Consider the following 15,707-nt stretch of genomic DNA (forward strand, 5'->3'; position numbering starts at 1 on the left):
CACCCCGTCCCGTCCCGGATCCCAAGAATCGGCCGCCGCTCCGCACAGGTTGGGTCAAGGTCCGTGTCCGGCGGGGAGCCCCTGGAAAGGGTGGGGTGGACGTGGTGTGACGCGAGCGGGGGAGGACACGCATGAGCGGGTGGACCGAGGACCAGCTCGACAGGATCGGCCGCGCCGGGGAACTGCGGATCACCTCCCGGGGCGACGCCGGGGAGCTGCGGCGCTCCCGGATCATCTGGGTGGTGCGTGAGGGCGACGAGCTCTACGTCCGGTCCGTCAACGGGCCCGGGTCCTCCTGGTACCGGGGCACCCGCGACCACCTTGCCGGGCACGTCAGCGCCGGCGGGGTCGAGGCCGACGTCGGCTTCGAGGACGCCGACGACTCCCTGGACGACCGGATCGACGCCGCCTACCGGGCCAAGTACGGGGCGGACTCGGCACCGGTCAACCAGATCACGGGCGCGGACGCCCGCTCGACCACGATGAGGCTGGTTCCGGAGCAGGCCTGAGCGGGGCCGGGGCGGCGACGCCGGTCCTGAGGGGGACCGAGGGGCGGGGCGTGGGAGCGAAGGAGGGGCGTTCGCGAGCGCGCCGCCCGCCGTTCACCCTGCCCCCCGGGGTGATTCCGCCCACAAAGGGTGCGATGTCCCTTGCTGTCGCGTGTTCGGACCACTACCTTCCACCAGCGCCGACAGGTGTTCTCACCACGGCCGCGCCCTTCGGGTGAGCCGACTGTTTCGCGTGGTTTACGGCTGGACACCTCCCCGCAACGCGGCCTTCCTACCTTCGGTTCCGTCGACCGCCGTCAAGCAGGAAGGCACCAGCCGTGACCGGAACAGGCCCACGCGCGCCACGCACAGGCAGGAGCTGGATCTCCCGCTGGGATCCCGAGGACGAGGCGTTCTGGAACGACGGGGGACGCCGGGTGGCCCGCCGCAACCTGTGGGCCTCCATCGCCTCCGAACACATCGGCTTCTCGGTCTGGAGCATCTGGTCCGTGCTCGTGCTGTTCATGACCCCCGAGCACGGCTTCTCCACCACCCCCGAGCAGAAGTTCCTGCTGCTGTCCGTGGTCACCCTGGTCGGAGCCGTCCTGCGCGTGCCCTACACCCTGGCCGTGCCCGTCTTCGGCGGACGCAACTGGACCGTCGTCGCCACCCTGGCGCTCATCGTGCCGACCGTCGCCGCGTTCTTCCTGGTCCGCGACCCCGACACCCCCTTCTGGCTACTGCTGGTCCTGGCCGCCACCGCGGGCCTGGGCGGCGGCAACTTCTCCTCCTCCATGGCCAACATCAACTCCTACTTCCCCGAACGGGAGAAGGGGTGGGCCCTGGGCCTGAACGCGGGCGGCGGCAACATCGGCGTCGCCACCGTCCAGCTGGTCGGGCTGGCCGTCATCGCCCTGTTCACCACCTCCGCCGGGTACCTGGTCCCGCTCTTCTACGCGCCGCTGATCCTGCTGTCGGCCTGGTGGGCGTACCGGTCGATGAACAACCTCGTCCACGTGCGCGCCGACGCGGCCGCGCAGCTCTCGGCCGTCCGCGACCACCACTTCTGGATCATGTCGCTGCTGTACGTGGGCACCTTCGGCTCCTTCATCGGCACCGGCTTCGCCTTCGGCCTGCTGCTCCAGGCCCAGTTCGGCCTGGAGCCCGTGCAGGCCGCCGGGATCGCCGTCCTGGGTCCGGTCCTGGGCTCGCTCATCCGGCCCGTCGGCGGCAGGCTGGCCGACTCCCTGGGCGGGGCCCGCGTCACCCTGTGGGTGTTCACCGCCATGGCCGCCTGCGCCGCCGTGCTCGTCCTCGCCGTCCAGGCCAGCCAGCTGGCCCTCTTCATCGGCGCGTTCGCGGTGATGTTCGTCCTCACCGGCCTGGGCAACGGCTCCACCTACAAGATGATCCCCTCCATCTACGCGGCCCGGGCCGAGGACGCCATCGCCGCCGGGGAACCCCGCGAACAGGCCCTGGCCCGCACCAAGCGCGTGGCCTCCTCCATGCTCGGACTGATCGGCGCGGTCGGCGCGCTGGGCGGCGTGGGCATCAACGTCGGCTTCCGCGAGTCGTTCGCCGCGACCGGCTCCACCGCGCCCGCCTTCGTCGCCTTCGGTGCCTTCTACCTGCTCTGCGCCGTGGTCACCTGGGCCGTGTACCTGCGGCGTCCCGTACACACCGCCCCCGCCGACGAGCCCGTCGCGGTCGCGGCCCGATGACCACCACCCACTGCCCCTACTGCGCACTCCAGTGCGCCATGAACCTGGAGCCCGGGCCGGACGGGCGCCTGACCGTCAGGCCCGCTCCCTTCCCCACCAACCGGGGCGGACTGTGCCGCAAGGGGTGGACCTCCGCCGAGCTCCTCACCGTGCCCGACCGGCTCACCCGTCCCCTGATACGTGCGAACCGCAGCTCCGACCTGGTCGAGACCGACTGGGACACCGCCCTGGACCACGTGGCGGAACGCCTGCTGTCCCTGCGCGCCGAGTCCGGCCCCGACGCCGTCGCGGTCTTCGGCGGTGGCGGCCTGACCAACGAGAAGTCCTACGCCCTGGGCAAGTTCGCCCGCCTGGCCCTGGCCAGCTCCCAGATCGACTACAACGGCCGCTTCTGCATGTCCTCGGCCGCCGCCGCGGGCACGCGTGCCTTCGGTCTGGACCGGGGCATGCCCTTCCCCCTGACGGACGTGGCCGAGGCGGAGGCGGTCCTGCTGGCCGGGGCCAACCCGGCCGAGACCATGCCGCCGATGATGGGGCACCTGTCCGCGCCCGCCCTCATCGTCGTCGACCCGCGCCGGACGGCCACCGCACGGGTCGCACTCGACCGGGGCGGCCTGCACCTGGCCCCCCGGCCCGGCACCGACCTCGCCCTGGCCCTCGGACTGCTGCACGCGGCACGCGTGCGGGGCTGGTGCGACGAGCCGTTCGTCGCCGAGCGCACCACCGGCTTCGACGCCGCCTGGGAGCACGCCGCCGCCTGGTGGCCCGAACGCACCGAGCAGGTCACCGGAGTCCCCGCCGCGAGCATCCGCGCCGCCGCCGACCTGCTGGGCCGGGCCGCCCGGAACCGCTCGGCCTACGTCCTCACCGGACGCGGCACCGAACAGCACGCCAAGGGCACCGACACGGTCTCGGCCTGGATCAACCTGGCCCTGGCCCTGGGCCTGCCCGGCCGCCACGGCTCGGGGTACGGGTGCATCACCGGCCAGGGCAACGGCCAGGGCGGACGCGAGCACGGCCAGAAGGCCGACCAGCTGCCCGGATACCGGCGCATCGACGACCCGGACGCACGCGAACACGTGGCCCGGGTGTGGGGCGTGGACCCCGGCACCCTGCCCGGTCCGGGCCGCTCGGCCTTCGAACTCCTCGACGCACTGGGCACCCCCGACGGGCCGCGCGCCCTCCTGCTGTTCGGCTCCAACCCCGTGGTCTCGGCACCGCACACCGCCCGCGTACGCGACCGCCTGAACTCCCTGGACCTGCTGGTGGCGGCCGACTTCGTGCTCTCGGAGACCGCCGCCGCGGCCGACGTGGTCCTGCCCGTGGCCCAGTGGGCCGAGGAGGGCGGCACCATGACCAACCTGGAGGGCCGCGTGCTGCGCCGCGCCCGGGCCACCGCCCCGCCCGAGGGGGTGTGGACCGACCTGGAGGTCCTCTCCGCCCTGGCCGTGCGGCTCGGGCAACCCGCCGGGCGTTTCCCCACCGACCCCGACACCGTCCTGGCCGAGCTGGGCCGCGCCTCCGCCGGAGGCCCGGCCGACTACTCCGGAGTCACCCCCCAACGCCTGGCCGACGGTCAGGCGCTGTACTGGCCGGTCCGGACCCCCACCGGGTCCACGCCCCGCCCGTTCCTGGACTCCTTCGCCCACCCCGACGGGCGCGCCCGCCTCGTCCCGGTCGCCCACCGGCCCCCCGCCGAGACCACCGACCCCGAGTACCCCCTGGTGGCCACCACCGGCAGGCTGATGGGCCACTACCAGTCCGGAGCCCAGACCCGCCGTGTGGCCGAACTCGACGGCGCCGAACGCGAGGCGTACGTGGAGGTGCACCCCGACACGGCCGCGCGCGCCGGGCTCGCCGCCGGGGACTGGGCCCGCGTCACCTCCCGCCGGGGCCGCACCCGCGCCCGGGTGCGCCTGGAACCCACCGCCCGTCTGGACACGGTGTTCCTGCCCTTCCACTTCGCCGGTGAGCAGTCCGCCAACAACCTCACCCACCCGGCGCTGGACCCCGTCAGCCGGATGCCCGAGTTCAAGGTCAGCGCCGTACGCCTGGAACCCGACCCGCCCGGCCGGGGAAACCGGGAGACCCCCGGCCCGGTCAGCGCACCCACGCCAGGAGGCACCAGTTGAACACCGTTCAGGGGCTCACCCCGCGCCGGATCGTGGTCGTCGGTAACGGCATGGTCGGCGCCCGCTTCGCGGAGGAGACGGCCCGGCTGGACCCGGCCGGGGAACACGTGCGCGTGACCGTGGTCGGCGCCGAACGGCACCCCGCCTACAACCGCGTCCTCCTCTCGGGAGTGCTCGCCGGGGACTACGGCCCCGAACAGATCCGGCTGCCCGCCCCCGGCGGCCCCGGGGTCACCGTGCGCACGGGCGTGGCCGCCACCGCCCTGGACACCCGGCGGCGGATCCTCGACCTGGACGACGGCTCCCACCTGCCCTACGACGAACTCGTCCTGGCCACCGGTGCGCGCGCCGCGCTCCCACCGGTCCCCGGCGTACGCGCCCCGGACGAGGGCCCGGGGGAGGGGGTGCACACCCTGCGCGACCTGGAGGACTGCCAGCGCCTCCTCGCCCTGACCCGGCCCGGCGCACCCGTGGTGGTCCTGGGCGGCGGTGTCCTGGGCCTGGAGGCCGCGCGCGGCCTGGTCGGCCGGGGGACACGGGTGTCGGTCGTGGAGTCCGCCCCCTGGATCATGTGCCGTCAGATCGACCAGGGGGCCGCGCGCGTCCTGGCCGACAGCTACGCCGCCCTGGGCGTGGCGGTGCACGCGCGACGGTCGGCCGCCCTCTGGATCCCCGGTACCGGTCTGGAACTGGACGACGGCACCGTCCTGCCCGGCGACGCCCTGGTGGTCGCCGCCGGGGTGCGCGCCAACACCGAACTGGCCACCCGGGCCGGGATCGCGGTCGACCACGGTGTCGTCGTCGACGACCGGCTGGCCACCTCCGACCCCCGCGTGCACGCCGTCGGCGACTGCGCCCAGCACCCCGGCGGCGGTGCCGGACTCGTCCAGCCCGGCTGGGAACAGGCGGGCGTCCTGGCCGCGCGCCTGACCGGGACCGCGCCGCACGCCACCTACGTCGGGGCCCGGCCGTTGACCCGCCTCAAGGCCGAGGGCATCGAACTGACCGCGTTCGGGCGGGTCCACGAGGACGAGGACGCCCCGGGCCTGGAGACGGTGACCATCAGCGACCCCTACGGCGGCCGTTACGCCAAGCTCTCGGTGCGTCAAGAGCGGGTGGTGGGCGCGGTGCTGCTGGGCTTCCCCGAGGCGGCCGCCACCCTGTCCCAGCTCTACGACACCGGCGCCCCGGTGCCCTCTGACCGCCTCGCCCTCCTCCAAGGGCTGCCCACCGCGGTACCCGAAGCCCCGGACGCGGCCGAGGCGCCCGTGTGCCGGTGCAACGCGGTCAGCCGCGCCGACATCGAGAAGGCGTGGCTGGACGGGGCCCGCACCCGTGAGGCCGTCGCCGAACGCACCCGTGCCACCACCGGCTGCGGCGGGTGCGTGCGCGACGTGGGAGCCCTGCTCTCGGGGATGCGGGCCGCCCCGGTGGGGTGACCCGGGACCCGTCCGCGGCGTCGGGCCCCGGGGCCCGCGCATCACACATCCCCCACCTGCGGTGGCAGCACAACGAAACAACCGCGACACGGTCGGCTGACGCGAGGGAAACACCCGGAGGGTTGCCTGAGGGTAGTCCGCCCCCGCAGCAGGAGGAGTCGCGCACACCATGGAAGAGCTCGTCGTCATCGGCAACGGCATGGTCGGTCACCGGCTCGTCGAGGCCCTCCGGGACCGCGACACCGACCACCGCTGGCACGTCACCGTCGTGGGGGAGGAACCCCGCACGGCCTACGACCGGGTCGCCCTGTCCTCCTACTTCGACGGAGCCAGCGCCCGGGACCTGTCCCTGGGCGACCTGTCCGGCCCCGCCGTCGACGTGCACGTCGACGAACGCGCCACCGCCGTCGACCGGGTCCGCCGCACCGTGACCACCGCCAGCGGACGCGAACTGCACTACGACCGCCTGGTCCTGGCCACCGGCTCCACCCCGTTCGTGCCGCCCATCCCCGGCCACGACCTCCCGGGCTGCCACGTCTACCGCACCATCGAGGACCTGGACGCCATCACCGCCTCCGCGCGGGGCGCCCGCACCGGCGTGGTGGTCGGCGGCGGCCTGCTGGGGTTGGAGGCCGCCAACGCCCTGCGCCTGCTGGGGTTGGAGGCCCACGTGGTCGAACTCGCCCCCCACCTGATGCCCGCCCAGCTCGACCAGGGGGCCGCCTCCCTGCTGCGCACGCTCGTGGCCGACCTGGGCGTGCGCGTTCACACCGGCACCGCCTCGACCGGTGTCGAACCCTCGCCGGACGGCCGCGCCGCCCGTCTGACCCTGGACGGCGGCACCCACCTGGACGCCGACCTGGTCGTGTTCTCCGTCGGCATCCGGCCCCGGGACGACCTCGCCCGCGCCGCCGGACTCCGGGTGGGCGAACGCGGCGGCATCGTCATCGACGACACCTGCACCACCAGCGACCCCCGGGTCCACGCCGTCGGTGAGGCCGCCAACCACGACGGCACCGTCTACGGACTCATCGCCCCCGGCAACGCGATGGCCGAGGTCGTCGCGGACCGCCTCCTGGGCGGCTCGGCCACCTTCACCGGCGCCGACACCTCCACCAAGCTCAAACTCCTCGGGGTGGACGTGGCCAGCTTCGGCGACGCGCACGGCCGCACACCCGGCGCCCTGGACGTCGTGGTCAACGACGCCGCGGGCGGCCGTTACGCCAGGCTTGTGGTCTCCGACGACGCCACCACCCTGCTCGGCGGTGCCCTGGTCGGTGACGCCTCGGCCTACGCCACTCTGCGCCCCCTCGTCGGTTCCCCGCTGCCCGGTGACCCGCTCACCCTGATCACCCCCGAGGGCACCGCCAGCCTGGGTGCCGAGTCGCTGCCCGACAGTGCGCAGATCTGCTCGTGCAACGCCGTCACCAAGGGCGACCTCACCGAGGCCATCGGCAGCGGCCACCACGACGTCCCCGCCCTGAAGGCCTGCACCAGGGCGGGCACCAGCTGCGGCTCGTGCGTGCCCATGCTCAAGCGGATCCTCGCCCAGTCCGGCATCGAGCAGTCCAAGGCCCTGTGCGAACACTTCTCCCAGTCGCGCGCCGAACTCGTCGAGATCGTCCGCGCCACCGGAGTCACCACCTTCTCCGCCCTGATCGCCGCCCACGGCACCGGGCACGGCTGCGACATCTGCAAGCCCGCCGTCGCCTCCATCCTCGCCTCGCTGGGCAACGGGCACATCCTGGAGGGCGAACAGGCCACCCTCCAGGACACCAACGACCGCCACCTGGCCAACATCCAGCGCAACGGCACCTACTCGGTCGTGCCCCGCGTCCCCGGCGGCGAGATCACCCCCGCCAAACTGATCGTCATCGGTGAGGTGGCACGCGACTTCGACCTCTACACCAAGATCACCGGCGGCCAGCGCATCGACCTGTTCGGCGCCCGGCTGGAACAGCTGCCCGCCATCTGGGCGCGCCTGGTGGAAGCGGGGTTCGAGTCCGGACACGCCTACGGCAAGGCCCTGCGCACGGTCAAGTCGTGTGTGGGCACCACCTGGTGCCGGTACGGGGTCCAGGACTCGGTGGGCCTGGCCATCCGCCTGGAGGAGCGCTACCGGGGCCTGCGCTCGCCCCACAAGCTCAAGTCCGCCGTCTCCGGATGCGCCCGGGAGTGCGCCGAGGCCCGGAGCAAGGACTTCGGGGTGATCGCCACCGACCAGGGCTGGAACCTGTACGTGGGCGGCAACGGCGGGTTCACGCCCCGCCACGCCGAACTCCTGGCCGGTGACCTGGACGAGCCCACCCTCATCCGCTACATCGACCGGTTCCTGATGTTCTACGTGCGCACCGCCGACCGCCTCCAGCGCACCGCGCCCTGGATCGAGTCCCTCGAAGGCGGCCTGGACCACCTGCGCGACGTCGTGGTCCACGACTCCCTGGGCGTCGCCGCCGAACTGGAGGAGGCCATGGACCGTCACGTGGCCACCTACACCGACGAGTGGGCCGCCGTCCTGGCAGATCCGGACAAGCTCTCCCGGTTCGTCTCCTTCGCCAACGCCCCCCACACGCCCGACCCCACCATCAGCTTCACCACCGCCCGCGACCAGCGGGTACCCGACTCCGCGTCCGTGAACCTGGGCATGCCCGCCCGCCGACCCCAGGAGGCCACCAGATGACCGTCACCACCGCCCCGGCCACGACCTGGACCGACGTCTGCCCGGCGCACCTGCTGCGCGTCGAGGACGGCGTTGCCGTGCTGCTCCCCGACGGACGGCAGGCCGCACTCTTTCGCACCCGGGACCACCACCTGTACGCGGTGGACAACGTCGATCCCCGCACCGGCGCCGCCGTCATCGCACGGGGCATCGTCGGCGACCGGAGCGGGGAACCCACCGTCACCTCGCCCATGCTCAAGGAGGTGTACTCCCTGCGCACCGGGACCGGGCTGGACGGCGACACGCGCCTGACCACCTGGCCCGTGCGCCAGCGGGGCGGCACCGTGCAGATCGCCACCCAGGGGGAGACACCGTGAACACCGCCCCCGCCACCACGCCTCCGGGACGGGAACCCGCCACCACCGCGCCGCTGGCCGGGTTCACCGTGGCGGTGACCGCCGCGCGCCGCGCCGACGAGATGAGCGCCCTGCTGCGCCGCAAGGGGGCCCGGGTCGTGGCCGCGCCCGCCCTGCGCATCGTGCCGCTCAGCGACGACCAGCGCCTGGCCTCGGTCTCCGACGAACTGGCCCGCCGTCCCGCCGACGTCGTGGTGGCCACCACCGGCATCGGCTTCCGCGGCTGGGTGGAGGCGTGCGAGACGTGGGGGACCGCCGAAGGACTCCTGGACGGTATGCGGGCCTCCCGCCTGTTGGCCCGGGGCCCCAAGGCCCGGGGCGCCATCCGCGCGGCCGGACTCACCGAGGAGTGGTCACCGCCCTCGGAGTCGTCCGCCGAGGTCCTGGACCACCTGCTCGGCCAGGGCGTCCAGGGCCTGCGCGTGGCCGTCCAGCTGCACGGCGAGCCCCTGCCGGACTTCACCGCCGCGCTGCGCATGGCCGGAGCCGACGTGGTCGAGGTGCCCGTCTACCGCTGGACCCAACCCGAGGACACCGACGCGCTGGACCGGCTCATCGAGGCCGTCTCCGGCGGGGGAGTGGACGCGGTCACCTTCACCAGTGCGCCCGCCGCCGCCGGACTGCTGGCCCGTGCTCACACCACCGGGCAGCGGGGCGGGCTCGTGCGCGCGCTGCGCGGCGACGTCCTGGCCATGTGCGTGGGGCCGGTCACCGCCCGCCCGCTCATGGCCCACGACATCCCCACGGTCTGGCCGGACCGGGCCCGGATCGGCTCCCAGGTCCGCAGACTCGCGGAGGAACTGCCCGCCCGCTTCCCCACGCTGGAGGTGGCCGGACACCGCCTGCGTCTGCGCGGCCACGCCGTCCTCGTCGACGGCGCCGTCCACACACTCTCGCCCACCCTGATGCGGCTGCTGCGTGCCCTGGCCCGCCACCCCGGCCGGGTCCTGGACCGGTCCCACCTGCTCACCTGCCTGGGCGAGGACGCCGACGCCCACGCGGTGGAGACGGCCGTCGCCCGGCTGCGCACGGCCCTGGGCGACCCCCGGATCATCCAGACCGTGGTCAAGCGCGGCTACCGCCTGGCCCTGGACACCCCGGAGTGCACCGCCTGATCCGCCCGACAGGAAGGACGGGCGGGCACGCCCGCCACGCGATGAGCCCCAGAAGCCTGATCTTGGCCGTCCACGGCACCCGCGACCCGCACGGCACCGCCGTCGCCCGGTCCCTGGCCCTGAGCGTGGCCGAACTGGTACGCCAGCCCGCCCGGTTGGCCTTCGCCGACGTGCGCACACCCACCGTCGGCCAGGTCGCGGCCCGAACCCCCGGCCCGCTGGTGGTCGTGCCCGCCTTCCTCGCGTCGGGCTACCACGTGCGCACCGACATCCCGCACCAGCTGGCCGAGGGCGGTCGCGCGGACGCCGTCGTCGCCCCAGCGCTGGGCGGCCATCCGGCGGTCCTGGACACCGCGGTGCGCCGTCTGGCCGACGCCGGGTACCGGACCGGCGACGCCGTGGTGCTGGCCTGCGCCGGGACCTCCGACCCCCACGCCGGTGCCGAACTTCGACGGGCCGCCGCCGACCTCTCCCGGCGTCTGGGTACCCCGGTGGAGGTCGCCTTCATCGCCACCGGCCGCCCCACCGTCGCCGAACGGGTCGCCCGACTGCGCGAACGCGGGCACGGTCGGGTGGTCGTGGCCAGCTGGCTCCTGGCCCCGGGCCTGTTCCACGACCGGCTGGCACACGCGGGTGCCGACGCGGTGGCGGACCCCCTGTGCCCCGCCCCGGCCATCGCCCACGCCGTGGTGGACCGCTACCGCCAGGCGGTCGTCGGGCAGCCCGCCTGAGGACGACCGGACGGCCGCAGTAGGACGGCGGGCGGGCGACGCACCGCACGATCGTGTGGGCCGCCGTGATCCGGGCGTGCCCCGGGACGCGGCCCGGTCGTCGAGCGGTTCGGGGCGGACTCCTCCGCCGCCGGGAGCGGTGGGGGGCGACCACCGGGTCGGTGCCGGTCGGCCAGCGGATCCGCTTCCTCGGGAGGACGGTAGGGGTGGTCGGCCACCACGGACACCCGGTCCGGGCGTCAGCGACCGCCACGGCACGTCCGTCCCGGCGGTGGCCGCCGTGGTCCGCCGACTCCCTCGCTCCGGGGGCTGGTCCGTGTTCGACACCGGTGGCGGCCTCGCGGGCCTGACCGGCCCGAACGATCGTGCCACACCGCCGTTGGACGCGTTGGTCCACCTGGTCGCGGCCCGGGCCCCACGGACGTCCTCACACGTCCCTCGCTGTTCCCCGTGACCCCACCGTGTCGAGGCGGTTCGGAGGCCGGAGCGCGCCGTGTCCCGCCGTTCCGCCGTCCCCACACGCCTTGGCGGGCGGGAGCGGAATCCGTACGCGCATCCACGAGGTACGGGGGCAGCCGGGAGGTTCGGTTACGCGGCGTCGACATCGCCACACGAGGTGTCGTCCGGCCAAGGCAGTGGCCGCACGCTGCGAGAACGTCTCCGAGCCCGGCGAGGGCGCGGGCCGCGCGAGCCGTCTCGGGGCGAACTCACACCCACACTTGACAGTCGCAATATGAACATAGATGATTCAATACGAACATGTGACCCTGATCTCAGAGGTGTGCTCTATGACTCTCACGTCCCTCCCGCCCCTCGCGGAGGCACTCGACGGAGCCGTCGATCTGCATTGCCACTCGGGACCGAACCCCTTCTCGCGGGAGTTCGATCACGTGGAGGCGGCCCGCGACGGAGAGCGCCTCAACATGCGCGGAATCCTGGTGAAGTCGCACCACCACAACACCGTCATGGACCTGCTCGCGATGCACCGCGAACTGGACGACGTCGCGACGCCGATCTTCGGCGGAATCGCCCTCAACGCCCAGGTGGGTGGGCTCAACCCGTACGCGGTCGCGATGTCGCTCCAGATGGGGGGCCGCGCGGTCTGGTTCCCCACCTTCTCCAGCCGTTGCCACTGCGAGAACGAGCACCACGGCTTCCCCGAGTCCGACTACGACATCCCCAACCGGGTCGTCGACGTGGTCGACGCCGAGGGCCGTCTCCTCGACGCGGCCCACGAGGTCCTCGACCTGGTGGCGGAGGCGGACGTGCTCCTCTCGGCGGGCCATCTGGAACCGGCCCAGTCGGCCCAGCTCTTCGCCGCCGCGGCTGAGCGCGGGGTACGACGCATGATCCTCAGCCACCCGAACTTCATCGTCGACGCCGACGTCGAGCGATGCCGCCAGCTGGCCGACCTCGGCGGCTACATCGAGCACGAGGTGGGCATGTACGACCCCCAGGGCTACCGCAAGTGGGACCCGGGACTGCTGGTCGAGTGGATCCGGGCCATCGGCCCCGACCACACGGTGCTCTCCTCGGACCTCGGACAACGAGGGCGCCCCATGCCCGTCGACGCCTTCATGCGCGTCGGTGAGGCCCTGCTCGAACGCGGCCTGTCCGTCGAGGAGCTCCGCCAGGTCACCTCGCACAACGCCGCCTTCCTGCTCGGTCTGGAAGACGAACGGCCCGCTCCGGTCGAGAGGCGCTGACAGATGGCATACCTCGCGAGTGACCCGCGCAGCCAACTGGCCGCTTCGAGCGGGCCCGACGCCGACGCCGCGCACGAACCGCAGTTCTTCGACTTCGGCGAGCTCGCCCCCACCGGGGCCACGGGACGGGGCGGGCGCCTGTGGACGGTACGAGCCGCCAACGCCGCCGTCGTCTACGCCGAACACGCCGACGGAGACACCGTCGATCGTGCGGACGCCGACGAGACGATGCTGGTGGTCCTGCCCTCCCCGGGCCGCCTCACGGTGCGCACCTCGCGGGAGACGGTCACCGTCGAACCGACGAGCGTCATCACGGTCCAGCCGGGCCCCTGGCGGTACGAGGTCGAGGGGGCGCTGCGGCTGCTGCGTCTGCACACGGTGGCCACATCGGACGTGCTGGATCAGGCGCTCAACGGCGAGTCCTACGCCGACGGCCTCGGACTCAGCGTCCGCGCCGATCCCTGGCCCGCACCGTCGGGCGACGCCGAGATCCGCGTCTACGACGCCATCGAGGACATCGCCCCGCAGGAGGGACGCCTGGGTCGCATCCTCCGTGGCCGTCACGCCATGGTGAACCTGCTCTACCCGCGTGTCGGGCCGCGGGACCCACGCGCCCTGTCCCCCCACACCCACGACGACTTCGAGCAGTTGAGCTTCGTCGACGCTGGCGAGTACGTCCATCACATCCGGCGTGCGTGGGGAAACGACCGCACGGCGTGGCGCCCCGACCACCACCGTGAGATCGGTGGGCCGTCGTTGACCATCATCCCGCCTCCGCTGGTTCACACCAGCGAAGCGGTCGGATCCGGCGAGAACCGCATGGTCGACATCTTCGCCGGGCCGCGCGAGGACTTCTCGCGCCGTCCGGGCTGGGTTCTCAACGCCGATGACTACCCGTGGCCGGAGGCACTCCGATGAGCAGCGAGAACAGGTCCGAGGGCACGCGGTGGGCCGCCTGGGTCAAGCTCGACACCTGGGAGTCCACGGCCATCCTCGCCCGCGCCGGTGTCGACGTGATCGTCGTCGACGCCGAACACACGATGCTGGACACGTCGGCGATCGCCCGGCACATCGCCGTCGGCCAGGCGCACGGCATGCGGGCGCTCGTGCGGGTTCCCGACCTGGGGCCGTCCTTCGTGCAACGGGTGCTCGACGCTGGCGCCGACGGGATCGTCGTTCCCCACGTCGACGGTCCCGAGGCCGCCGCCGAGGTCGTGTCCGCGACGCGGTTCGCTCCTGAGGGGCGGCGCGGCTCCGGTGCGACGTCGCGTGCCGGAGTGTGGGGGCAGGGCCCGCGAGCCGACTACCTGTCCCGGCCGGTCGAGGTCATCGCGCAGATCGAGTCGCTCGCCGCGCTGGATTCCGTCGAGGACATCGCCGCGGTCGACGGGATCACCGGACTCCTCCTCGGGGCCGCGGACCTCGCGCTCGACGCCGGACGCACCGTCGCTGACGCCGATCTCACCGTCGTCACCGCGGCTCGCAGACACGGGATCGCCGCGGGCGCGGCGGGAGGACCGGACGGCGCCGCACGCGCCCGTGAACTGGAGTTGGACTTCTTCGTCGGCGCCGCCGACACGACACTGCTCGCGGAAGCCGCCGTGAACGCCGTCAGGCGCATGCGGGCAACCGAGGACCACACGGGAAAGGCGTCGCTCCATGCGTGAGCCAGTCATGAACTTCGTCCACGTCAGCAAGCACTATCGCGGTGGAACGGTCGCGGTCGAGGACTTCCACCTCGACATCGCCGACGGAGAGTTCGTATCCATCGTCGGACCGAGCGGATGCGGCAAGAGCACTCTGCTCAAACTCATCATGGGCCTGGAGCCGCTGACCGAGGGCAGCATCAGGTACCGGGCCGAAGCGCGCAACGAGTCAGCGATGACCGGGATGGTGTTCCAGCAGCCGCTGCTGCTGCCCTGGAACACGGTCCTGGACAACGTGCTCGTCCCCTCGACCCTCCAGGGGCGTTCCCGGCGGAGGCACGACGAAGGCCGGGCGCACGAGCTCCTGGAGATGCTCGGACTGTCCGACTTCGCCACCAGCCACCCCTACCAGCTGTCGGGTGGGATGCAACAGCGTGTCGGGATCGCCCGGGCCCTCCTGCACGACCCGCGGATCCTGCTGATGGACGAACCGTTCGGAGCGCTGGACGCGATGACCCGCGACCAGCTGACCATGGACCTGCTGGAGATCTGGGAGCGGGACCGCAAGACGGTCGTCTTCATCACCCACAGCATCTCCGAGGCGGTGCTCCTCTCCGACCGCGTCGTCGTGATGACCCCGCGCCCCGGTCGCGTCGGCGCGGTCATCGACATCGACCTACCGCGTCCGCGCACCCTCGACGTCGTGAGCACCGCCGAGTTCGGTGACTACACGCGTCGCATCAGAACCGTTCTTGACACAGCCGAAGTGGTGACCACCCCATGACCGCATCCGACTCCTCCTCGGCCGGGCAGACCCTGACAGTGCGTCGCGAGGCGGGGGACACCGAGACACGTCGCAGGCTCTCCGACCTTCCGGGCTGGTTGCTGTCGAGCGCCACGGTGCTCATCCTGCTCACCGTGTGGGAAGTGGTGGTCCGCACCTTCGACATCTCGGTGATCCTCTTCCCCGCGCCCACCCGGATCGTGGAGGCGCTCGTCGAGGGCTTCACCGACGGGCCGTTCCTGCGCCACACCTGGGTCACGTTGCAGGAGATCATCTACGGCTTCGGTATCGCCGTCGTCTCCGGACTGCTCGTCGCGGTGTGGGTGAGCTCCTCGCGACTGGCCGAGAAGATCGTCCTGCCGATCGTCGTCGTGCTGCAGACCGTGCCGAAGGTGGCCCTCGCGCCGTTGTTCCTCGTCTGGTTCGGCTTCGGCATGGAGTCGAAGATCCTCACGACGGCGCTCATCGCGTTCTTCCCGATCCTCGTCAACGCCACGCTCGGCTTCAACTCCACCAGCAGCGACCAGGTGAACATGATGCGTTCCTTCGGAGCGACGCGTCTGCAGGTCCTCACGCGGCTGCGCCTGCCGACGGCCATCCCCAGCATCATCGCCGGCCTGGACGTGGCGGTCGTGCTCTCGGTCATCGGCGCCATCGTCGCGGAGTTCGTGGGTTCACAGGCCGGACTCGGCTACCTGATCATCGCCAGCAACACCTCGCTGGACGTGGCCACCATGTTCGCGGCTCTGGTCGTGCTCTCGACCATCGGTCTCGTACTGCACTACGCGGTCGTCCTCGGCGGGCGGCGACTCGCCTTCTGGTCCGAAGAGAACCGCGCCCGCTCCGTTGGAAACTGACCCCCTCGAACCG

General features: G+C 72.8%; 13 protein-coding genes. All 13 read left to right on the forward strand.

Features of this window, described 5'->3' with window-relative positions:
- Positions 1–131 precede the first annotated feature (131 nt).
- The 13 genes from AC0VYL_RS08165 to AC0VYL_RS08225 all read left to right on the forward strand — a co-directional run bounded on the left by AC0VYL_RS08165 (position 132) and on the right by AC0VYL_RS08225 (position 15,694).
- The gene (locus AC0VYL_RS08165) at positions 132–509 is read left to right on the forward strand and encodes a DUF2255 family protein (RefSeq protein ID WP_475460847.1); all 378 of its coding nucleotides are present in this window, start codon (positions 132–134) and stop codon (positions 507–509) included.
- 317 nt (positions 510–826) lie between these two features.
- Positions 827–2,209, forward strand: a complete 1,383-nt coding sequence (locus AC0VYL_RS08170) for an MFS transporter (RefSeq protein WP_475482769.1) — start codon at positions 827–829, stop codon at positions 2,207–2,209.
- On the forward strand, positions 2,206–4,341 hold the full coding sequence (locus AC0VYL_RS08175) for a molybdopterin oxidoreductase family protein (RefSeq protein WP_475482770.1): 2,136 nt from the start codon (positions 2,206–2,208) through the stop codon (positions 4,339–4,341). Before AC0VYL_RS08170 ends, AC0VYL_RS08175 begins: the two co-directional genes overlap by 4 nt.
- Positions 4,338–5,780, forward strand: a complete 1,443-nt coding sequence (locus AC0VYL_RS08180) for an FAD-dependent oxidoreductase (protein WP_475482771.1) — start codon at positions 4,338–4,340, stop codon at positions 5,778–5,780. The genes AC0VYL_RS08175 and AC0VYL_RS08180 overlap by 4 nt, the downstream gene beginning before the upstream one ends.
- Positions 5,781–5,949: 169 nt before the next feature.
- Positions 5,950–8,460, forward strand: a complete 2,511-nt coding sequence (gene nirB, locus AC0VYL_RS08185; RefSeq protein ID WP_475482772.1) for a nitrite reductase large subunit NirB — start codon at positions 5,950–5,952, stop codon at positions 8,458–8,460.
- On the forward strand, positions 8,457–8,816 hold the full coding sequence (gene nirD, locus AC0VYL_RS08190; protein ID WP_475460857.1) for a nitrite reductase small subunit NirD: 360 nt from the start codon (positions 8,457–8,459) through the stop codon (positions 8,814–8,816). The genes nirB and nirD overlap by 4 nt, the downstream gene beginning before the upstream one ends.
- Positions 8,813–9,970, forward strand: a complete 1,158-nt coding sequence (locus tag AC0VYL_RS08195; RefSeq protein WP_475460859.1) for a uroporphyrinogen-III synthase — start codon at positions 8,813–8,815, stop codon at positions 9,968–9,970. Before nirD ends, AC0VYL_RS08195 begins: the two co-directional genes overlap by 4 nt.
- 41 nt (positions 9,971–10,011) lie before the next feature.
- Positions 10,012–10,701 (forward strand): sirohydrochlorin chelatase, encoded by a 690-nt coding sequence (locus tag AC0VYL_RS08200; RefSeq protein ID WP_475460862.1) that lies wholly within the window; start codon positions 10,012–10,014, stop codon positions 10,699–10,701.
- Between the two features lie 788 nt (positions 10,702–11,489).
- Complete coding sequence (locus AC0VYL_RS08205; protein ID WP_475460864.1) at positions 11,490–12,407, forward strand: DUF6282 family protein; 918 nt, start codon at positions 11,490–11,492, stop codon at positions 12,405–12,407.
- 3 nt (positions 12,408–12,410) lie between these two features.
- Positions 12,411–13,325, forward strand: a complete 915-nt coding sequence (locus tag AC0VYL_RS08210; protein WP_475482773.1) for a cupin domain-containing protein — start codon at positions 12,411–12,413, stop codon at positions 13,323–13,325.
- Positions 13,322–14,074, forward strand: a complete 753-nt coding sequence (locus AC0VYL_RS08215) for an HpcH/HpaI aldolase family protein (RefSeq protein WP_475482774.1) — start codon at positions 13,322–13,324, stop codon at positions 14,072–14,074. Before AC0VYL_RS08210 ends, AC0VYL_RS08215 begins: the two co-directional genes overlap by 4 nt.
- Positions 14,067–14,837 (forward strand): ABC transporter ATP-binding protein, encoded by a 771-nt coding sequence (locus AC0VYL_RS08220; RefSeq protein ID WP_475482775.1) that lies wholly within the window; start codon positions 14,067–14,069, stop codon positions 14,835–14,837. Before AC0VYL_RS08215 ends, AC0VYL_RS08220 begins: the two co-directional genes overlap by 8 nt.
- Complete coding sequence (locus tag AC0VYL_RS08225) at positions 14,834–15,694, forward strand: ABC transporter permease (RefSeq protein ID WP_475460871.1); 861 nt, start codon at positions 14,834–14,836, stop codon at positions 15,692–15,694. Before AC0VYL_RS08220 ends, AC0VYL_RS08225 begins: the two co-directional genes overlap by 4 nt.
- The last annotated feature ends 13 nt before the right edge of the window (positions 15,695–15,707 follow it).

The organism is Nocardiopsis sp. iso_238 (assembly GCF_056173325.1).

Bases quoted from the DNA above. Each gene is read 5' to 3' on its own strand.
- AC0VYL_RS08165 (WP_475460847.1), top strand. From the start codon at position 132: ATGAGCGGGTGGACCGAGGACCAGCTCGACAGGATCGGCCGCGCCGGG.
- AC0VYL_RS08175 (WP_475482770.1), top strand. From the start codon at position 2,206: ATGACCACCACCCACTGCCCCTACTGCGCACTCCAGTGCGCCATGAAC.
- nirB (WP_475482772.1), top strand. From the start codon at position 5,950: ATGGAAGAGCTCGTCGTCATCGGCAACGGCATGGTCGGTCACCGGCTC.
- nirD (WP_475460857.1), top strand. From the start codon at position 8,457: ATGACCGTCACCACCGCCCCGGCCACGACCTGGACCGACGTCTGCCCG.
- AC0VYL_RS08200 (WP_475460862.1), top strand. From the start codon at position 10,012: ATGAGCCCCAGAAGCCTGATCTTGGCCGTCCACGGCACCCGCGACCCG.
- AC0VYL_RS08205 (WP_475460864.1), top strand. From the start codon at position 11,490: ATGACTCTCACGTCCCTCCCGCCCCTCGCGGAGGCACTCGACGGAGCC.
- AC0VYL_RS08210 (WP_475482773.1), top strand. From the start codon at position 12,411: ATGGCATACCTCGCGAGTGACCCGCGCAGCCAACTGGCCGCTTCGAGC.
- AC0VYL_RS08215 (WP_475482774.1), top strand. From the start codon at position 13,322: ATGAGCAGCGAGAACAGGTCCGAGGGCACGCGGTGGGCCGCCTGGGTC.
- AC0VYL_RS08220 (WP_475482775.1), top strand. From the start codon at position 14,067: ATGCGTGAGCCAGTCATGAACTTCGTCCACGTCAGCAAGCACTATCGC.
- AC0VYL_RS08225 (WP_475460871.1), top strand. From the start codon at position 14,834: ATGACCGCATCCGACTCCTCCTCGGCCGGGCAGACCCTGACAGTGCGT.